Origin of the sequence: Yinghuangia sp. YIM S09857, from assembly GCF_051388915.1 — a bacterium.
GTDB lineage: Bacteria > Actinomycetota > Actinomycetes > Streptomycetales > Streptomycetaceae > Yinghuangia.
Window position 1 is genome coordinate 27,493 of sequence record NZ_JBPKBH010000014.1, and the last position, 14,370, is coordinate 41,862.

Genomic DNA, 14,370 nt, shown 5'->3' on the forward strand with positions numbered 1-14,370 from the left:
CGGGCGGTGCTTCCGGTGCTGTCCGGTGCGGTGCGGCGCCGTGGTGCTCGGCGCCACGTCACATGGGCAGCACGGGCTGCGGATCGGTGCGGCGCGCGCCGGCCATCACCAGCGGCACCACGAACGGGGCGAGCAGCGCGTCGTAGATCACGGCGGTGAACATCAGGTGGCCGAGGCCGACGTCGCGGGCGGCGCTGTCGCCGACGAGCGCGCCGACTCCGGCGTACAGCACGGTGGTCAGCGCCGCGAGCACGACGACGATGAGGATCGGCGTTATCACCGACTGGCGGTTGCGCGTGGCGAACAGGCCCGCGATGTAGCCGGCCACGCACAGCACGAACGCGTAGCGCCCGGCGGCGTGGTCGGCGGGCGGCGCCAGGTCCGCGCACAGGCCGGCGGCGAAGCCGATGGCGCAGCCCGCGGTCGGGCCGTACGTCATCGCCATGCCGACCACGACCAGGAGCAGCAGGTCGGGCACCGCTCCGGGCAGGCCGAACCGGGCCAGCACGCTGACCTGGAGCACCAGGCCGACGAAGATGAGGACGGCGGCGTACAGCACACGTGCGGCTCCCACCGGTCAGTCCCTCCCTGCCGCGTTCGGTGTCACGGGCTTCTTGGTGGGCCGCGCGTTGGCGGACGGCTTGCCGGTCGCGGGCGGCGTGGCGGTCGGCTGCGGCGCGGCGGCGGGTGCGACCGGCTGGGGCGGCGGCGCGGGTGCGGGCGGTGCGGGCAGCACCGCGTCGCGCGGGTCGGTGCGCGGCGGCTCGATCACGACGCCGACCGTGTCCAGGCTGGTGAACCGCACGAACGGCTTGACCTCCAGCGTCTTGGTCAACGTGCCGGGCGTGGAGCGCACTTCGGTCACCTCGCCGACCGGGACGCCGGGGACGAAGGGGCGTCCGCCCTGCGACCCGAAGGTCACCAGCCGGTCCCCGGCCTTGACCTGCGCCTGCCCGTTCAGCAGTTGCAGCCGCATGGGGCGGTCGCCCTGCCCGGTGGTGATCCCTATTTCCTGCGACCCGGCCATGCGCGAACCGACCGAGAAACCGGGGTCGGTGGCAAGCAGGACCGTCGCGGTCATCGGGCCGACGGAGGTGACGCGGCCGACGAGGCCGTCGCCGTTGATCACCGTCATGTCGGCCTTGATGCCGTCGCCGGTGCCGGCGTCGATGGTGACCGTCCACGAGAAGCCCTGCGCCGGGCCGACCGCGACGACGCGGGCGGGCTTGACGCGGTACTGGCCCACCGACGCGACCTTGAGCAGCTTGTCGAGTTCGGCGACCCGGGCGCGGTCCAGTTCGATGTTCTCGATCTGCTGGCGGAGCTTGGCGTTCTCCTCCTCCAGCTTCTTCTTCTCGTCCTCGTGGCTGCCCGCGTCGCGCACCGCGTCGATGGCGTCGGCGATCGGGTCCACGGCGTTGGCGGTGCCTCGCTCGGCGGGACCGAAGACCGCCGAGGCCCAGTCCCGCACGTTCGACACCGGCGAATTCCGGCCGCCGCGGATGTCCACGGTGATCAAGGCGAAGGAGATCGCGAGCAGCAGCACGAGGACCGTGCGGCTGCGGCGGGAGTCCCTCACGATGCGCCCCGCCCCTTTCCTGGCATTCCTGGTGTTCGTGGCATGACCCGGTGGCCGCGCCGCCGGTGTGCCCGTCCGGTCCGACCGGTCGGGCGCGGCGGCTAGCGGCGCGGTTGTGCGTCGAGGACCTGTTGCAGGGCTTCGTACTCCTCGACGCACTTGCCTGCGCCGAGAGCGACGGAGTCCAGCGGGTTGTCGGCGATGTGGATCGGCATGCCGGTCTCCGCGCGCAGGCGTTCGTCCAGCCCGCGCAGCAGCGCGCCGCCGCCGGTCAGCACGATGCCGCGGTCCATGACGTCGCCGGACAGCTCCGGCGGACACTTGTCGAGCGTGGTCTTGACCGCGTCGATGATGGTGTTGACCGGCTCCTCGACGGCCTTGCGGACCTCGGCGGTGGAGATGACGATCGTCTTCGGCAGCCCGCTGACCAGGTCGCGGCCGCGGATCTCGCTGTGCGCGTCGTCGCCCATGTCGTACGCCGAGCCGATCGACATCTTGATCTCCTCGGCGCTGCGTTCGCCGAGCAGCAGCGAGTACTCCTTCTTCACGAAGTTGATGATCGCCATGTCGAGTTCGTCGCCCGCGACGCGGATCGACTGCGCGGTGACGATGCCGCCCAGCGAGATGACCGCGACCTCGGTGGTGCCGCCGCCGATGTCCACCACCATGTTGCCGGTGGCCTCGTGCACCGGGAGCCCGGCGCCGATCGCGGCCGCCATCGGCTCCTCGATGATGTGCACGCTGCGCGCCCCGGCCTGGCTGGATGCCTCGACCACGGCGCGGCGCTCGACCCCGGTGATGCCGCTGGGCACGCACACCACCACGCGCGGGCGCGCGAGGTAGCGGCGGCGGTGCACCTTGAGGATGAAGTAGCGCAGCATGCGCTCGGTGATCTCGAAGTCGGCGATGACGCCGTCCTTGAGCGGGCGGATGGCGACGATGTTGCCGGGGGTCCGGCCGATCATCTTCTTCGCCTCGGCACCCACCGCGAGGATGCCGCCGGTACTGGTGTTCTTGGCGACGACGGAAGGCTCGTTCAGGACAATCCCGCGCCCTCTGACGTACACCAGCGTGTTGGCCGTGCCGAGGTCGACTGCCATGTCACGACCGATGAACGACAAATTGTTCGCCATGAAGCAACCAGGGCCTTCCGGAGCTTTTTTCAGCCATGTGTTTCAGCCGGGGGACGTGAACCGGCCTACTGCGCACGGCTGGGACCGGTCTCAATCGTAGGCGTGCCACGCCGAGCGGAACACCTGGCAACAACGATGACGTGATCATCAGACAGAACGACACCTGCCACGCACGCCAATGGGGTCTTTTTTAGTTTTTCGTGCCTAACCCTCACTCAAACGGACCACGGTGGAACGGAATCCGGGCAGCACGAACCGAGAGAAGACCCCCGTCGTACGGTGACGCGCGTCAACCCGCGCGCCCATGGCTCCGACCGGTCAGGCGAGGCCGGGGAAAAAGTTCTTGATCTCCCGTGCCGCGGACTCCGGAGAGTCGGATCCGTGCACAATGTTCTGCTGTGTGATCGTCGCGAGATCGCCTCGGATCGTGCCGGGAGCGGCCTTGATCGGATCGGTGGCACCGGCGAGCGTACGGAACGACTCGATCGCGCGCTCGCCCTCGACCACCATCGCGACCGTCGGCGCCGAGGTCATGAACTCGACCAGGCTCGGGTAGAACGGCTTGCCGGCGTGCTCCTCGTAGTGCCGCTCGATGGTCTCGCGGTCCATGACCCGCAGGTCCAGTGCGGCGAGGGTGAAGCCCTTGCGCTCGATGCGGCCGATGACCTCGCCGACGAGGCCACGCCGGACACCGTCCGGTTTGACGAGGACCAGGGTGCGCTCGGACAAAGGGGGACTCCTCAGGGGGGAATTGCTGACGCTCGATCAACTCAACGCCCCGAGCCTATCGGGGGTCACGGCGGCGTTGTCAGGAGAGCCGCCGAGATGTCGCCCCGGCACCGCGCGGCGGTGCGGAATGCGGGGTGCGGGGTGTGGAGTGCACGTCAGGAGTTCCCGCAGGCGAGCCGGTCAGGAATGCGCGGCCTTCGCGGCGTCGATGGTGCGGCCGACGCGGACGCACGCGTACCAGATCGCCGCGAAGATGGCGCCGACGATGAACATCATCGGCACGATGAACCCCGCGGCGATGAGCGCCACTTGCAGCGCCCAGCCGGCCGGGACCGCCCACGGCGCCGACAACTTGCCGCAGAGCAGAACGCACAGGACCGCCGCCGGTCCGGCGACCGCCCACAGCGTCCCCGTGGAGATGTCGGTCAGCGACATCGCCACCAGCGCGGCGAGGCAGATCACGATCGCCTCGCCGATCAGATGCGTGGAACACAGGGCACGCACAGGTCATCCCCTCCCTTGCCGTCCGCCGGTGAGCAGGACCCGCGCCTCGCCCACCGTCACCACCGAACCCGTGACCAGCACCGCGGCGCCGCCCAGGTCCCCTTCCTCCTCCGCGAGACGCACCGCGGCGTCGATCGCGTCGTCCAGGCGCGGGACCACCTCCACGCGCTCGTCGCCGAAGATCTCCACGGCCAGCGCGGCGAGTTCGTCCACCGGCATGGCCCGGCGCAGGGAGTTCTGCGTCACCACGATCTCCGCGAAGATCGGCTCGAATGCCTCCAGGATGCCGCGCACGTCCTTGTCCGCCATCGTGGACACCACGCCCACGAGGTGGGTGAAGTCGAAGGACTCGGCGACCGCTTCGGCCGCGGTGCGCGCGCCCGCGGGGTTGTGCGCGGCGTCCAGCACGACCGTCGGGCCGCGCCGCACGATCTCCAGGCGGCCCGGCGAGGTGACGCCCGCGAACGCCTCGCGGACGATCTCGACGTCGAGCTTGCCGGTATGGTCGAGGCCGACGCGCTGCCCGGTCCCGACGCCGAAGAACGCCTCGACGGCCGCGAGCGCGACGGCGGCGTTGTGCGCCTGGTGGGCGCCGTGCAGCGGGAGGAAGATGCCGTCGTACTCCCCCGCCAGGCCGCGGAGGGTCACCATCTGGCCACCGACCGCCAGGTCGCGGCGCACGACGCCGAACTCCATGCCCTCGCGCGCCACCGTCGCACCGACCTCCACGCTGCGGCGCAGCAGGGTCTCTGCGGCCTGGAGCGGCTGCTGCGCGAGGACCGCGAGCGCGCCCGGCTTGATGATGCCGGACTTCTCGACGGCGATCTCCGCGGGCGTGTTCCCGAGCTTCTCGCTGTGGTCGACGGCGATCGGGGTCACCACGGCCACCGTGCCGTCGGCGACGTTGGTCGCGTCCCACGCGCCGCCGAGACCGACCTCGACCACCGCGACGTCGACCGGCGCGTCGGCGAACGCGGCGAACGCCATGCCGGTCAGCACCTCGAAGAACGACATGGGCAGCGGCTGGGAGCCGTCCACGATGTCGACGTACGGGAGGATGTCGCGGTACGTCTCGACGAACCGCTCCGGGCTGATCGGCTCGCCGTCCAGGCTGATGCGCTCGGTCATCGACTCCACGTGCGGGCTCGTGTAGCGGCCGGTCCGCAGCGAGAAGGCGCGCAGCAGCGCCTCGACCATGCGGGCCGTCGACGTCTTGCCGTTGGTGCCGGTGATGTGGATGACCGGGTACGAGCGCTGCGGCTCGCCGAGCACGTCCATCAGCGCGGCGATGCGCGCGGTGGACGGTTCCATCTTGGTCTCCGGCCAGCGGGCGACCAGCTCGGCCTCCACGGAGCGCAGGTCGGCGGCGGGGTCAGTCACTGGTGGTCACCGGTTCGGTTCGTCGTGGTGGGGCGTTGCGTGCGCGGGTGGTGCTGTGTGCGGGCGCGCTGCTGTGTTCGGGCGGTGCTGGTGCAGCGGTTTTCGGTGCCGCGGTTTTCGGTGCTGCGGGATTGGGGTGCCGCAGTGTTCGTTCCCTGCGGGTGCCCGCGGACGGACGGCCCGGGGAGGGGCCGTCCGTGCGCGGCACCGTGTTCACGTCAGGCCGCCGGGAGCCGGTCGAGCTGCCCGGAGATGCGCAGGATGTCCGCCTCGGCGGTCTCCAGTTGGCCGCGCACCTTGGTGACGACCTCGGCCGACGCCTTGCTCAGGAAGCCCTCGTTGGCGAGCTTCTTCGTGCACTGCTCCTTGACCTTCTCGGCCGCCGCACGGTCCTTCTCCAGTCTGCGGCGCTCGGCCGCCACGTCGATCGCGCCGGACAGGTCCAGCTCGACCAGCGCGCCCGCGATCGGGAAGGACGTGGTGGCCGCGAAGCCGTCGGTGTCCGGTTCGAGGCGGGCGAGCGTGCGGATCGGCGCCTCGTGCGCGGCGAGCGCGGTGCCGCCGAGGGTGAGCCGCGCCGGGACCTTCTGGCCCGGCTTGAGGCCCTGGTCCCCGCGGAAGCGGCGGACCTCGGTGATGACCTGCTGGAGCGTCGTCACCTCGGCCTCGGCGGCCGGGTCGCGCCGGTCGGCGGGCTGCGGCCACTCGGCGACGACCAGCGACTCCCCGCCGGTCAGCGTCGTCCACAGCGCCTCGGTGACGAACGGGGTGATCGGGTGCAGGAGCCGCAGCGTCACGTCCAGGACGTGCCCGAGGACGCGCCGCGTCGCCGCGGCCGGGGCGCCGCCCGCCTGGAGCGTGATCTTGGACAGCTCGACGTACCAGTCGAAGACCTCGTCCCACGCGAAGTGGAACAGCGCGTCGGTGAGCTTGGCGAACTGGTAGTCCTCGTACAGCGCGTCGACCTCGGCGACGGTCGCGTCCAGCCGCGAGAGGATCCACCGGTCGACGGTGGACAGCTCCTCGGCGGGCGGCAGCGGGCCCTCGACCGTGGCGCCGTTCATGAGGGCGAACCGGGTCGCGTTCCAGACCTTGTTGCAGAAGTTGCGCGAGCCCTGGACCCAGTCCTCGCCGATCGGGACGTCGGTGCCCGGGTTGGCGCCGCGCGCGAGGGTGAAGCGCAGCGCGTCGGTGCCGTACGCGTCCATCCAGTCGAGCGGGTCGACCGCGTTGCCGAACGACTTCGACATCTTCTTGCCGAACTGGTCGCGGACCATGCCGTGCAGCGCGATGGTGTGGAACGGCGGCGTGCCGTCCATCGCGTACAGCCCGAACATCATCATCCGGGCGACCCAGAAGAACAGGATGTCGTAGCCGGTGACCAGGACCGACGTGGGGAAGAACTTCTCCATGTCGGCGGTCTGCTCGGGCCACCCGAGCGTGGAGAACGGCCACAGCCCGGACGAGAACCACGTGTCGAGGACGTCGTTGTCCTGGTGCCAGCCCTCCCCGACCGGCGCCTCGTCGTCTGGGCCGACGCAGACGACCTCGCCGTTCGGGCCGTACCAGACCGGGATGCGGTGGCCCCACCACAGCTGCCGCGAGATGCACCAGTCGTGGAGGTTGTCGACCCAGCCGAAGTAGCGGGCCTCCATCTCCTTCGGGTGGATCGCGACGCGACCGTCGCGCACCGCGTCCCCGGCCGCCTGCGCGAGCGGGCCGACCTTGACCCACCACTGCATCGACTGCCGCGGCTCGACAGTGGTCTTGCAGCGCGAGCAGTGCCCGACGGAGTGGGTGTACGGGCGCTTCTCGGCGACGATGCGGCCGTCCGCACGCAGCGCGGCGACGATCGCCGAGCGCGCCTCGAACCGGTCGAGCCCCTGGAACGGGCCGTGCGCGGTGATGACCGCGCGCTCGTCGAGGACGGTGATGGACGGCAGGTCGTGGCGGCGGCCGATCTCGAAGTCGTTCGGGTCGTGCGCGGGCGTCACCTTGACCGCGCCGGTGCCGAACTCCGGGTCGACGTGCTCGTCCGCGACGATCGGGATGCGCCGCCCGGTGAGCGGCAGTTCGATCAGGGTGCCGACCAGGTGGCGGTAGCGCTCGTCCTCGGGGTGGACGGCGACCGCGGTGTCGCCGAGCATCGTCTCGGCCCGGGTGGTCGCGACCACGATCGCGTCGTCGCCGCTGCCGTAGCGGATCGAGACCAGCTCGCCGTCGTCGTCCTGGTACTCGACCTCGATGTCGGAGATCGCGGTCAGGCAGCGCGGACACCAGTTGATGATGCGCTCGGCCCGGTAGATCAGGCCGTCGTCGAACAGGTTCTTGAAGATGGTCTGGACGGCGCGCGACAGGCCCTCGTCCATCGTGAAGCGCTCGCGGCGCCAGTCGACGCCGTCGCCGAGGCGGCGCATCTGGCCGAGGATCTTGCCGCCCGACTCGTCCTTCCACCGCCAGACGCGCTCGACGAACGCCTCGCGGCCCAGGTCGTGGCGCGAGAGGCCCTCCTTGGCGAGCTCGCGCTCCACGACGTTCTGGGTGGCGATGCCGGCGTGGTCCATGCCGGGCTGCCAGAGCGTCTCGTAGCCCTGCATGCGCTTGCGGCGCGTCAGGCTGTCGATCAGCGTGTGCTCGAAGGCGTGGCCCAGGTGCAGCGAGCCGGTGACGTTGGGCGGCGGGATGACGATGGTGTAGGCCGGCTTCGCACTCTTCGCATCGGCTTCGAAGTAGCCCGCGGCTACCCAGCGCTCGTACAGCTTGGCCTCTACCTCGGCAGGGGCGTACTGGGACGAGAGGGTCTGCGCTTCGGCAGCGGCTGCGGAGGAAGAAGTCTCGGTCACAGCACCCAAGTCTACGGAAGCCGGACCCCCTCCTCGGCACCGCACGGACACTGTGCGCACGGCGTCGGCGTCACCGCTTGGTCACCGTGCTGTCACCGAGTCGCCTCGGTGCGGAAAACACCTGGTCGGGGCGCTAATGTTCGGAACCGAGCCGGGCGGCGCGCGGACCCTGGGGGGCCATGGGGCGGGCGCCGGGTGGATCCGGCGCATCGACTCGTCCTTGGGGGGACCCCGTGCGTACTCGTATTTCCCTGCGTACTTCTGTCGCTTCGCCTGCTTCGTCTGAATCTTTCGCTTCGTCCGCGCGTTCCTCGCTGCGCGGCTCCGCCGGTGTGCTCGCCGCCGCCGTGCTGGGCTCGCTCGCGCTGACGGCGTGTGAGATGCCGGGCAAGGAGAAGGACAAGGCCGACGGGACGCCCTCGGCGACGGCCTCGGCCTCCGTCGAACCGTCCGACGCCGCGCCCTCCACCGACGCCCGGGAACCGGCGGCGTCCCCGAGCGCGGGGGACGCGACGGGCGCGAAGCCGTCCGGCACGAAGGCACCGAGCCCGGCCGGTACGCCGGGCCCGCGCGTCCTGCTGTCCGCCGCCCGCACCGGCGGCTACGAGCGCCTGGTCGGCGAGGGCGCGCCCTCCGACATGCCGGTCGACCCGGGCGAGATGACGGACGAGAACAACCTCGTCGTCGTGGCGTACGGCAAGACGCCGACCAGCCCGCGCGAGGTGCTCTTCGTCGGTGTGGACGGGCTCACCGCGACGGACGGCAAGCGCATGGAGCACATGATCCGCGGCATGATCGACTACGTGAACGGCGACGGCGGCAGCGTCCCCGAGGGCGTCACGATGAAGGACTACGCCGCGGGCCCGCTGGGCGGAACCGTGCAGTGCATGCCCGCACAGGACGCCTACCCGGCGGCGATCTGCGCGTGGGCGGACAAGAACACGGTCGCGGTCGCGTACTTCGACAAGCTGTCGGCCGACGCCGCGGCGAAGAAGCTCGTGGAGATGCGCACCGATCTGGAGAAGTAGGAGAAGCGGCCGATCTGGAGAAGTTGGAGAACCGACCGATCGGGCGAATCGGCGGACGTGGCTTGCCGATCGGATCGGTCGGGCAGGTCGTCGGGCCGGGTGCCGGGTTCGTCGGTCGCCTCCACAAGCGCCGCGCGCGTTTATGGGGACGAAGGGCGGGCGGTCCACACCGGATACCTCGTGTCGGGCCCGGATCGGCGAGAAGCGGTGCCTATTGGGTGCCCCTCCCCCGCGCGTTCGGGGGATGCGGAGGCGCCTGCGGGCTTTCGCGCGGTACCGTGCAGCGGATCGGCTGTCCTGTCCGCATTTGCGTGTCCGCCAGGGGTATTCGTGACGCACGAGGGCGCGGTACCGCCGACGGGCCGTGGCACCTGCGGGATTTCGCGGCGCGCGGTGCTGCGTCCGCTCGCGGGCGTGGTCGCCGCGGTGGCTGCCGTCATCGGTGCCGTCGCCCTCATCGATGGGCTCACGGCCGGCGACGATCCGCCGCCGCCGAGGCTGCCTCCGGTCGCCGCGAATCTGACGCGCATGGACGACGCCGTCGATCTCGCCGCCGTACGCGGGGCGTTGCAGGGGCGCGGCGAGGCGGGCGCGTACGGCCGCACCGGCGCGACGCGCGCGGACGTCATCGTCGTCGTCGCCGCGGACCGGCGTTCGGGCGCGGCACAGGACAAGCTGGACCGGTTCTACGCCGAACTGCGCGACTCCGACGCCCGCGTGGACCCCGCGACCGTGCGGCGCCAGGACCCGGGCCCGCTCGGCGGCATCGTGCAGTGCCATCCGGTGGTTTACCCGAGGCAGAATCTGACACTGGACATGTGCGTGTGGGCGGACGGCCGCTCCGTCGGCTCGGTGCTCGCGCTCGCGGGTGCCGACAACGTCGATTCGCCGGACGAACTCGCCCGGACCACACGGGATATGCGCGCGGCGGTGGCGGACACGCGCGAGCGGGGAACATAGCGGATACGCGGCCGCCCCGCCGGACCCGGCGCGGCGTCCGCCGTCGCGAGAGGAGGTGCGGCGCGCCGTACACACGACGCGCGCCGCGAGGCCCATGACCACAGACCACGGGGGATGGCCCGAACGCCGTGAGGACGGCTCGCAGCCGTCCGCCCCGCCCTGGTACGGCCCGACCGCCGGACGGCCGCCCGGCACGCCGCCGAACGTGCCCCCAACCGTGCCCCCGAACCCTCCGCCCGCCCTGCCTCCCAACGTGCTGCCGGGGCCGATGCCCGGGCAGGTGCCGCTGCCGGGGCAGCAGACCTACGCGCCGACCGGTTACCGGTTCCCGGTTCCGCCGCGCCGCGCGTCGGCCGCCCGGACCGCGCTCATCGCCGGTCTCGGCGGAGCCGTCGTGGTGGTGGTCGCGGCGGCGGTGATCCTGTTCGCCGTGCTCGGTGGGGACGACGACGATGCGAAGCGCAAGGACGCCGCACCGTCCCGGTCGGCGGCGGCCACGGCCACCGCGCCCGCCCCCGCTCCGGCGACCTCCGGCGCCGCGCCGGGCACGTCACGGCCCGCGCCGGTGGCGGAGCCCTTCGCGCTGCCCTCGGCGGTCGGCGGCGTGCCGGGCGTACCCGACCACGAGGCCGCGCCGTCCGTCCAGGACATCACCGACGCCTTCGGCCGGGACTTCGACGAGGTGCGGACCATGGTCTACCAGGAGAGCCGGAGTTCGGCCGGGACGCTCTTCTCGACCGGAGTGATGCGCGACGTCGTGCCCGTCGACTTCGTCCAGGCCTTCGTACCCGCGTCGGAGTCCGCCGTCGAGACGGACATGCCCGCGGGCCTGTGGCGGCAGCCCGGTCTGATCCGCTGCTGGAACGGCCCGCGTTCGGCCGTGTGCCTGTGGGGCGACGACACCCGCATGCTCTTCGGCAGCAGCACCGAGACGGTGGCCGACCTGGTCTCCCAGATGGAGGGCATCTACCTCGGCAACCGCACGGACGGCTGACCGGACGACCCGCCCGGTCCTCGACCCCGCAGGATCTGGGGAACCTGCCGTACGAGACCTGTGTGCAGGCCCCCGGAGCCCGCCGCCGGACCCCTCAGGCGCTCTTCTCGCGGCGCTCGCGCTTGACGATCTCGCGCGGCACCAGCGTCGGGTTGACGTGCTTGAGGACGACGTCGTGGGTGATGACGACGCGGGCGATGTCCTTGCGGGACGGCACCTCGTACATCACCGACATCAGGACCTCCTCCATGATGGCGCGCAGGCCTCGGGCGCCGGTGCCCCGCAGGATCGCCTGGTCGGCGATGGCCTCCAGCGCCTCCATCTCGAAGTCCAACTCGACGCCGTCGAGTTCGAACAGCCGCCGGTACTGCTTCACCAGCGCGTTCTTCGGCTCGGTGAGGATCGAGATGAGCGCCTCGCGGTCCAGGTTGTGCACCGAGGTCAGCACCGGGAGGCGGCCGATGAACTCGGGGATCATGCCGTACTTGAGCAGGTCCTCCGGCATGACCTCGCCGAACGCGTCGGCGAGGTCGATGTCGCGCTTCGAGCGGATCTGGGCGCCGAAGCCGATGCCCTTCTTGCCGACCCGGCCCTCGATGATGCGCTCCAGACCGGCGAACGCGCCGCCCACGATGAACAGCACGTTCGTCGTGTCGATCTGGATGAACTCCTGGTGCGGGTGCTTGCGGCCGCCCTGCGGCGGGACGCTCGCGGTGGTGCCCTCCAGGATCTTGAGCAGCGCCTGCTGCACGCCCTCGCCGGAGACGTCGCGCGTGATCGACGGGTTCTCGCTCTTGCGGGCGATCTTGTCGACCTCGTCGATGTAGATGATGCCGGTCTCGGCCTTCTTGACGTCGTAGTCGGCGGCCTGGATCAGCTTGAGCAGGATGTTCTCGACGTCCTCGCCGACATACCCGGCCTCGGTGAGCGCGGTCGCGTCGGCGATGGCGAAGGGGACGTTCAGCATCCGGGCCAGCGTCTGGGCCAACAGCGTCTTGCCGCAGCCGGTGGGGCCGAGCAGCAGGATGTTGGACTTGGCCAGCTCGACGCCGTCGTCCCGGCCGCCGCCCTTGGCGCTCTCCCCGGCCTGGACCCGCTTGTAGTGGTTGTAGACCGCGACGGAGAGCGCCTTCTTGGCGACCTCCTGGCCCACCACGTACCCGTCCAGGAACTCGCAGATCTCCCGTGGCTTGGGGAGCTCCTCGAACTTCAGCTCGGAGGACTCGGAGAGTTCCTCCTCGATGATCTCGTTGCACAGGTCGATGCACTCGTCGCAGATGTACACACCCGGACCGGCAATGAGCTTCTTCACCTGCTTCTGGCTCTTACCGCAGAACGAGCACTTGAGCAGATCGCCACCGTCACCGATGCGTGCCACGAGGTGCATCTCCTTCGCCTGGGCCCCGGTAGGAACCGGACCTGGTGCCTGGTCTTTCGACGGTACCCCGCCGCAAACGCCCATCCCCTGGTTTTGGCCCGTCCGCGGTTATTTTGAGGGGTCGGTGCCCCCTCGAACCGCGGACGGCCCCCTCGGGAGAGGGCTCATCGGCCGGTCGCGACACTCCCGACCGGCCGATGCCGCCGTCATCCGGTCGACCGGGGGGACTTCCGCGGGGAGGTGATCTCGTCGATGAGGCCGTACGACAGCGCCTCTTCGGCGGTGAGGATCTTGTCCCGCTCGATGTCCTCGCGGACCTGGTCGATCGGTCGGTTGCTGTGCTTGGAAAGCATCTCCTCCAGCAGCGAGCGCATGCGCAGGATCTCGTTGGCCTGGATCTCCAGGTCCGACACCTGTGCGCGCCCGGTTTCACTGTACGGCTGGTGGATGAGGATGCGGGAGTTCGGCAGCGCCATTCGCTTGCCGGCCGTGCCGGCCGCCAGCAGCACCGCGGCGGCGGAGGCCGCCTGGCCCATGCACACCGTCTGGATGTCGGGGCGCACGAACTGCATCGTGTCGTAGATCGCCGTCAGCGCGGTGAACGAGCCGCCCGGCGAGTTGATGTAGATCGAGATGTCGCGGTCCGGGTCCATCGACTCCAGCGTCAGCAACTGGGCCATCACGTCATTGGCGGACGTGTCGTCGATCTGGACGCCGAGGAAGATGATGCGCTCTTCGAAGAGCTTCGCGTAGGGGTCGTACCGCTTGATGCCCTGGGAGGTGCGCTCCTCGAACTGCGGGACGATGTAGCGGCCGTCGGGACGCCCGGTGAAAAGCGACTGGGCGTCGGGCCTCGGGGTGGGGAACGACAGGTCGGTCATGGGTTCAGATCCTCCGGACGGCAATGCTGGGTGGCTCGGCTGCGGGTTGTCCCCGTCGGATCAGCTCGCGCTGCCGTTGGTCGGGACCTCGCGGGCGCTGGTGACCACGTGGTCGACCAGGCCGTAATCCTTCGCCTCGTTGGCGGTGAACCAGCGGTCGCGGTCCGAGTCGCGCTCGATCTCCTCGTAGGTGCGCCCGGAGTGCTCGGCGATCAGCTCGGCCATGCGCTTCTTCAGGCGCAGCAACTGCGCGGCCTGGATGCGGATGTCGGACGCCGCACCGCCGAGGCCCGCGGAGGGCTGGTGCATGAGGATCTCGGTGTTGGCCAGCGCGATGCGCTTGCCCGGCGCGCCGGCCGTCAGCAGGAACTGGCCCATCGAGGCGGCCAGGCCCATCGCCACGGTCGACACGTCGTTGCTGATGAACTGCATGGTGTCGTAGATCGCCATGCCCGCCGTGACGGAGCCGCCCGGCGAGTTGATGTACAGCGAGATGTCCTTGTCCGGGTCTTCGGCGTTGAGCAGCAGGAGCTGCGCCGAGATCGCGTTCGCGATCTGGTCGTCGACCGGCGCGCCGAGGAAGATGATCCGCTCGCGCAGCAGCCGGTTGTAGACCTGGTCGTCGAGCCCCATACCGCCCTGGGGTGCGCGCATGGCGGGCACCGCGAGTCCCGGAGTCACGATCTGCGGATTCGTCACGTATCCACCTGCTCGTTTCCGACGGCAACCCGAGCCGTCCTGAAGTCGACCTTGCGGGGCCACCGGTCCTGCCCGGTTCCGGCACGGACGTCTGGCGGTGTCCCCTCGTACAGCGACCCTAACGCGCTGATCCGCTGTGGCCATCCCCGACGCCGGGCTGTTCGCCCACAGCGCATCGGTCCGATTTCCGGGCGGGACGCGGGTCGATGGGCTACGCCGCGCGGCCGGCGGGCGGCGGCCCGGGGGGGGGCCGGCGGACCCG

At 70.7% G+C, this 14,370-nt stretch carries 12 protein-coding genes and 1 pseudogene; 3 read left to right on the forward strand and 10 right to left on the reverse strand.

All coding sequences use genetic code 11. The features are described 5' to 3' along the window. Window positions 1–70: 70 nt before the first annotated feature. From mreD to ACRX5S_RS26685, 7 genes and pseudogenes are all read right to left on the reverse strand, one after another. Window positions 71–574: pseudogene (mreD, locus tag ACRX5S_RS26655) on the reverse strand (rod shape-determining protein MreD); the annotation flags it as partial. A gap of 3 nt (window positions 575–577) precedes the next feature. After that, complete coding sequence (gene mreC, locus ACRX5S_RS26660; RefSeq protein WP_436775644.1) at window positions 578–1,579, reverse strand: rod shape-determining protein MreC; 1,002 nt, start codon at window positions 1,577–1,579, stop codon at window positions 578–580. A 101-nt stretch (window positions 1,580–1,680) separates the two neighbouring features. Next, window positions 1,681–2,700: a rod shape-determining protein gene (locus ACRX5S_RS26665; protein WP_436775799.1), complete on the reverse strand. Its 1,020-nt coding sequence runs from the start codon at window positions 2,698–2,700 to the stop codon at window positions 1,681–1,683. A gap of 330 nt (window positions 2,701–3,030) precedes the next feature. Further along, on the reverse strand, window positions 3,031–3,441 hold the full coding sequence (ndk, locus tag ACRX5S_RS26670) for a nucleoside-diphosphate kinase (RefSeq protein WP_436775645.1): 411 nt from the start codon (window positions 3,439–3,441) through the stop codon (window positions 3,031–3,033). A 180-nt stretch (window positions 3,442–3,621) separates the two neighbouring features. Then, window positions 3,622–3,945: a DUF4233 domain-containing protein gene (locus tag ACRX5S_RS26675; RefSeq protein WP_436775646.1), complete on the reverse strand. Its 324-nt coding sequence runs from the start codon at window positions 3,943–3,945 to the stop codon at window positions 3,622–3,624. A 3-nt stretch (window positions 3,946–3,948) separates the two neighbouring features. After that, window positions 3,949–5,325 (reverse strand): bifunctional tetrahydrofolate synthase/dihydrofolate synthase, encoded by a 1,377-nt coding sequence (folC, locus tag ACRX5S_RS26680; RefSeq protein ID WP_436775647.1) that lies wholly within the window; start codon window positions 5,323–5,325, stop codon window positions 3,949–3,951. Between the two features lie 218 nt (window positions 5,326–5,543). Then, window positions 5,544–8,168, reverse strand: a complete 2,625-nt coding sequence (locus ACRX5S_RS26685; RefSeq protein ID WP_436775648.1) for a valine--tRNA ligase — start codon at window positions 8,166–8,168, stop codon at window positions 5,544–5,546. A 332-nt stretch (window positions 8,169–8,500) separates the two neighbouring features. Between ACRX5S_RS26685 and ACRX5S_RS26690 the strand changes: the two genes are divergently transcribed. The 3 genes from ACRX5S_RS26690 to ACRX5S_RS26700 all read left to right on the forward strand — a co-directional run bounded on the left by ACRX5S_RS26690 (window position 8,501) and on the right by ACRX5S_RS26700 (window position 11,150). Then, entirely contained in the window at window positions 8,501–9,196 is a 696-nt protein-coding gene (locus ACRX5S_RS26690) for a hypothetical protein (RefSeq protein WP_436775649.1), read from the forward strand. Window positions 9,197–9,526: 330 nt separating this feature from the next. Further along, window positions 9,527–10,156 carry a hypothetical protein gene (locus ACRX5S_RS26695; RefSeq protein WP_436775650.1) on the forward strand — a complete coding sequence of 210 codons (630 nt, stop codon included), beginning with the start codon at window positions 9,527–9,529 and terminating at the stop codon, window positions 10,154–10,156. 94 nt (window positions 10,157–10,250) lie between these two features. Next, a complete protein-coding gene (locus ACRX5S_RS26700; RefSeq protein WP_436775651.1) occupies window positions 10,251–11,150 on the forward strand; it encodes a hypothetical protein in 900 nt (299 codons plus the stop codon). A 94-nt stretch (window positions 11,151–11,244) separates the two neighbouring features. Here the strand turns inward: ACRX5S_RS26700 and clpX are convergent, their stop codons facing one another. From clpX to ACRX5S_RS26715, 3 genes are all read right to left on the reverse strand, one after another. After that, the gene (gene clpX, locus ACRX5S_RS26705) at window positions 11,245–12,528 is read right to left on the reverse strand and encodes an ATP-dependent Clp protease ATP-binding subunit ClpX (protein ID WP_436775652.1); all 1,284 of its coding nucleotides are present in this window, start codon (window positions 12,526–12,528) and stop codon (window positions 11,245–11,247) included. A gap of 206 nt (window positions 12,529–12,734) precedes the next feature. Then, entirely contained in the window at window positions 12,735–13,409 is a 675-nt protein-coding gene (locus ACRX5S_RS26710) for an ATP-dependent Clp protease proteolytic subunit (RefSeq protein ID WP_436775653.1), read from the reverse strand. Between the two features lie 60 nt (window positions 13,410–13,469). Further along, window positions 13,470–14,063: an ATP-dependent Clp protease proteolytic subunit gene (locus ACRX5S_RS26715; RefSeq protein ID WP_436775800.1), complete on the reverse strand. Its 594-nt coding sequence runs from the start codon at window positions 14,061–14,063 to the stop codon at window positions 13,470–13,472. Between the last annotated feature and the right edge of the window lie 307 nt (window positions 14,064–14,370).

What these genes read in the sequence shown, in the direction of transcription:
- ACRX5S_RS26715 (WP_436775800.1), bottom strand. Translation starts at nt 14,063, where the DNA reads ATGCGCGCACCCCAGGGCGGTATGGGGCTCGACGACCAGGTCTACAAC.
- ACRX5S_RS26710 (WP_436775653.1), bottom strand. Translation starts at nt 13,409, where the DNA reads ATGACCGACCTGTCGTTCCCCACCCCGAGGCCCGACGCCCAGTCGCTT.
- ACRX5S_RS26700 (WP_436775651.1), top strand. Translation starts at nt 10,251, where the DNA reads ATGACCACAGACCACGGGGGATGGCCCGAACGCCGTGAGGACGGCTCG.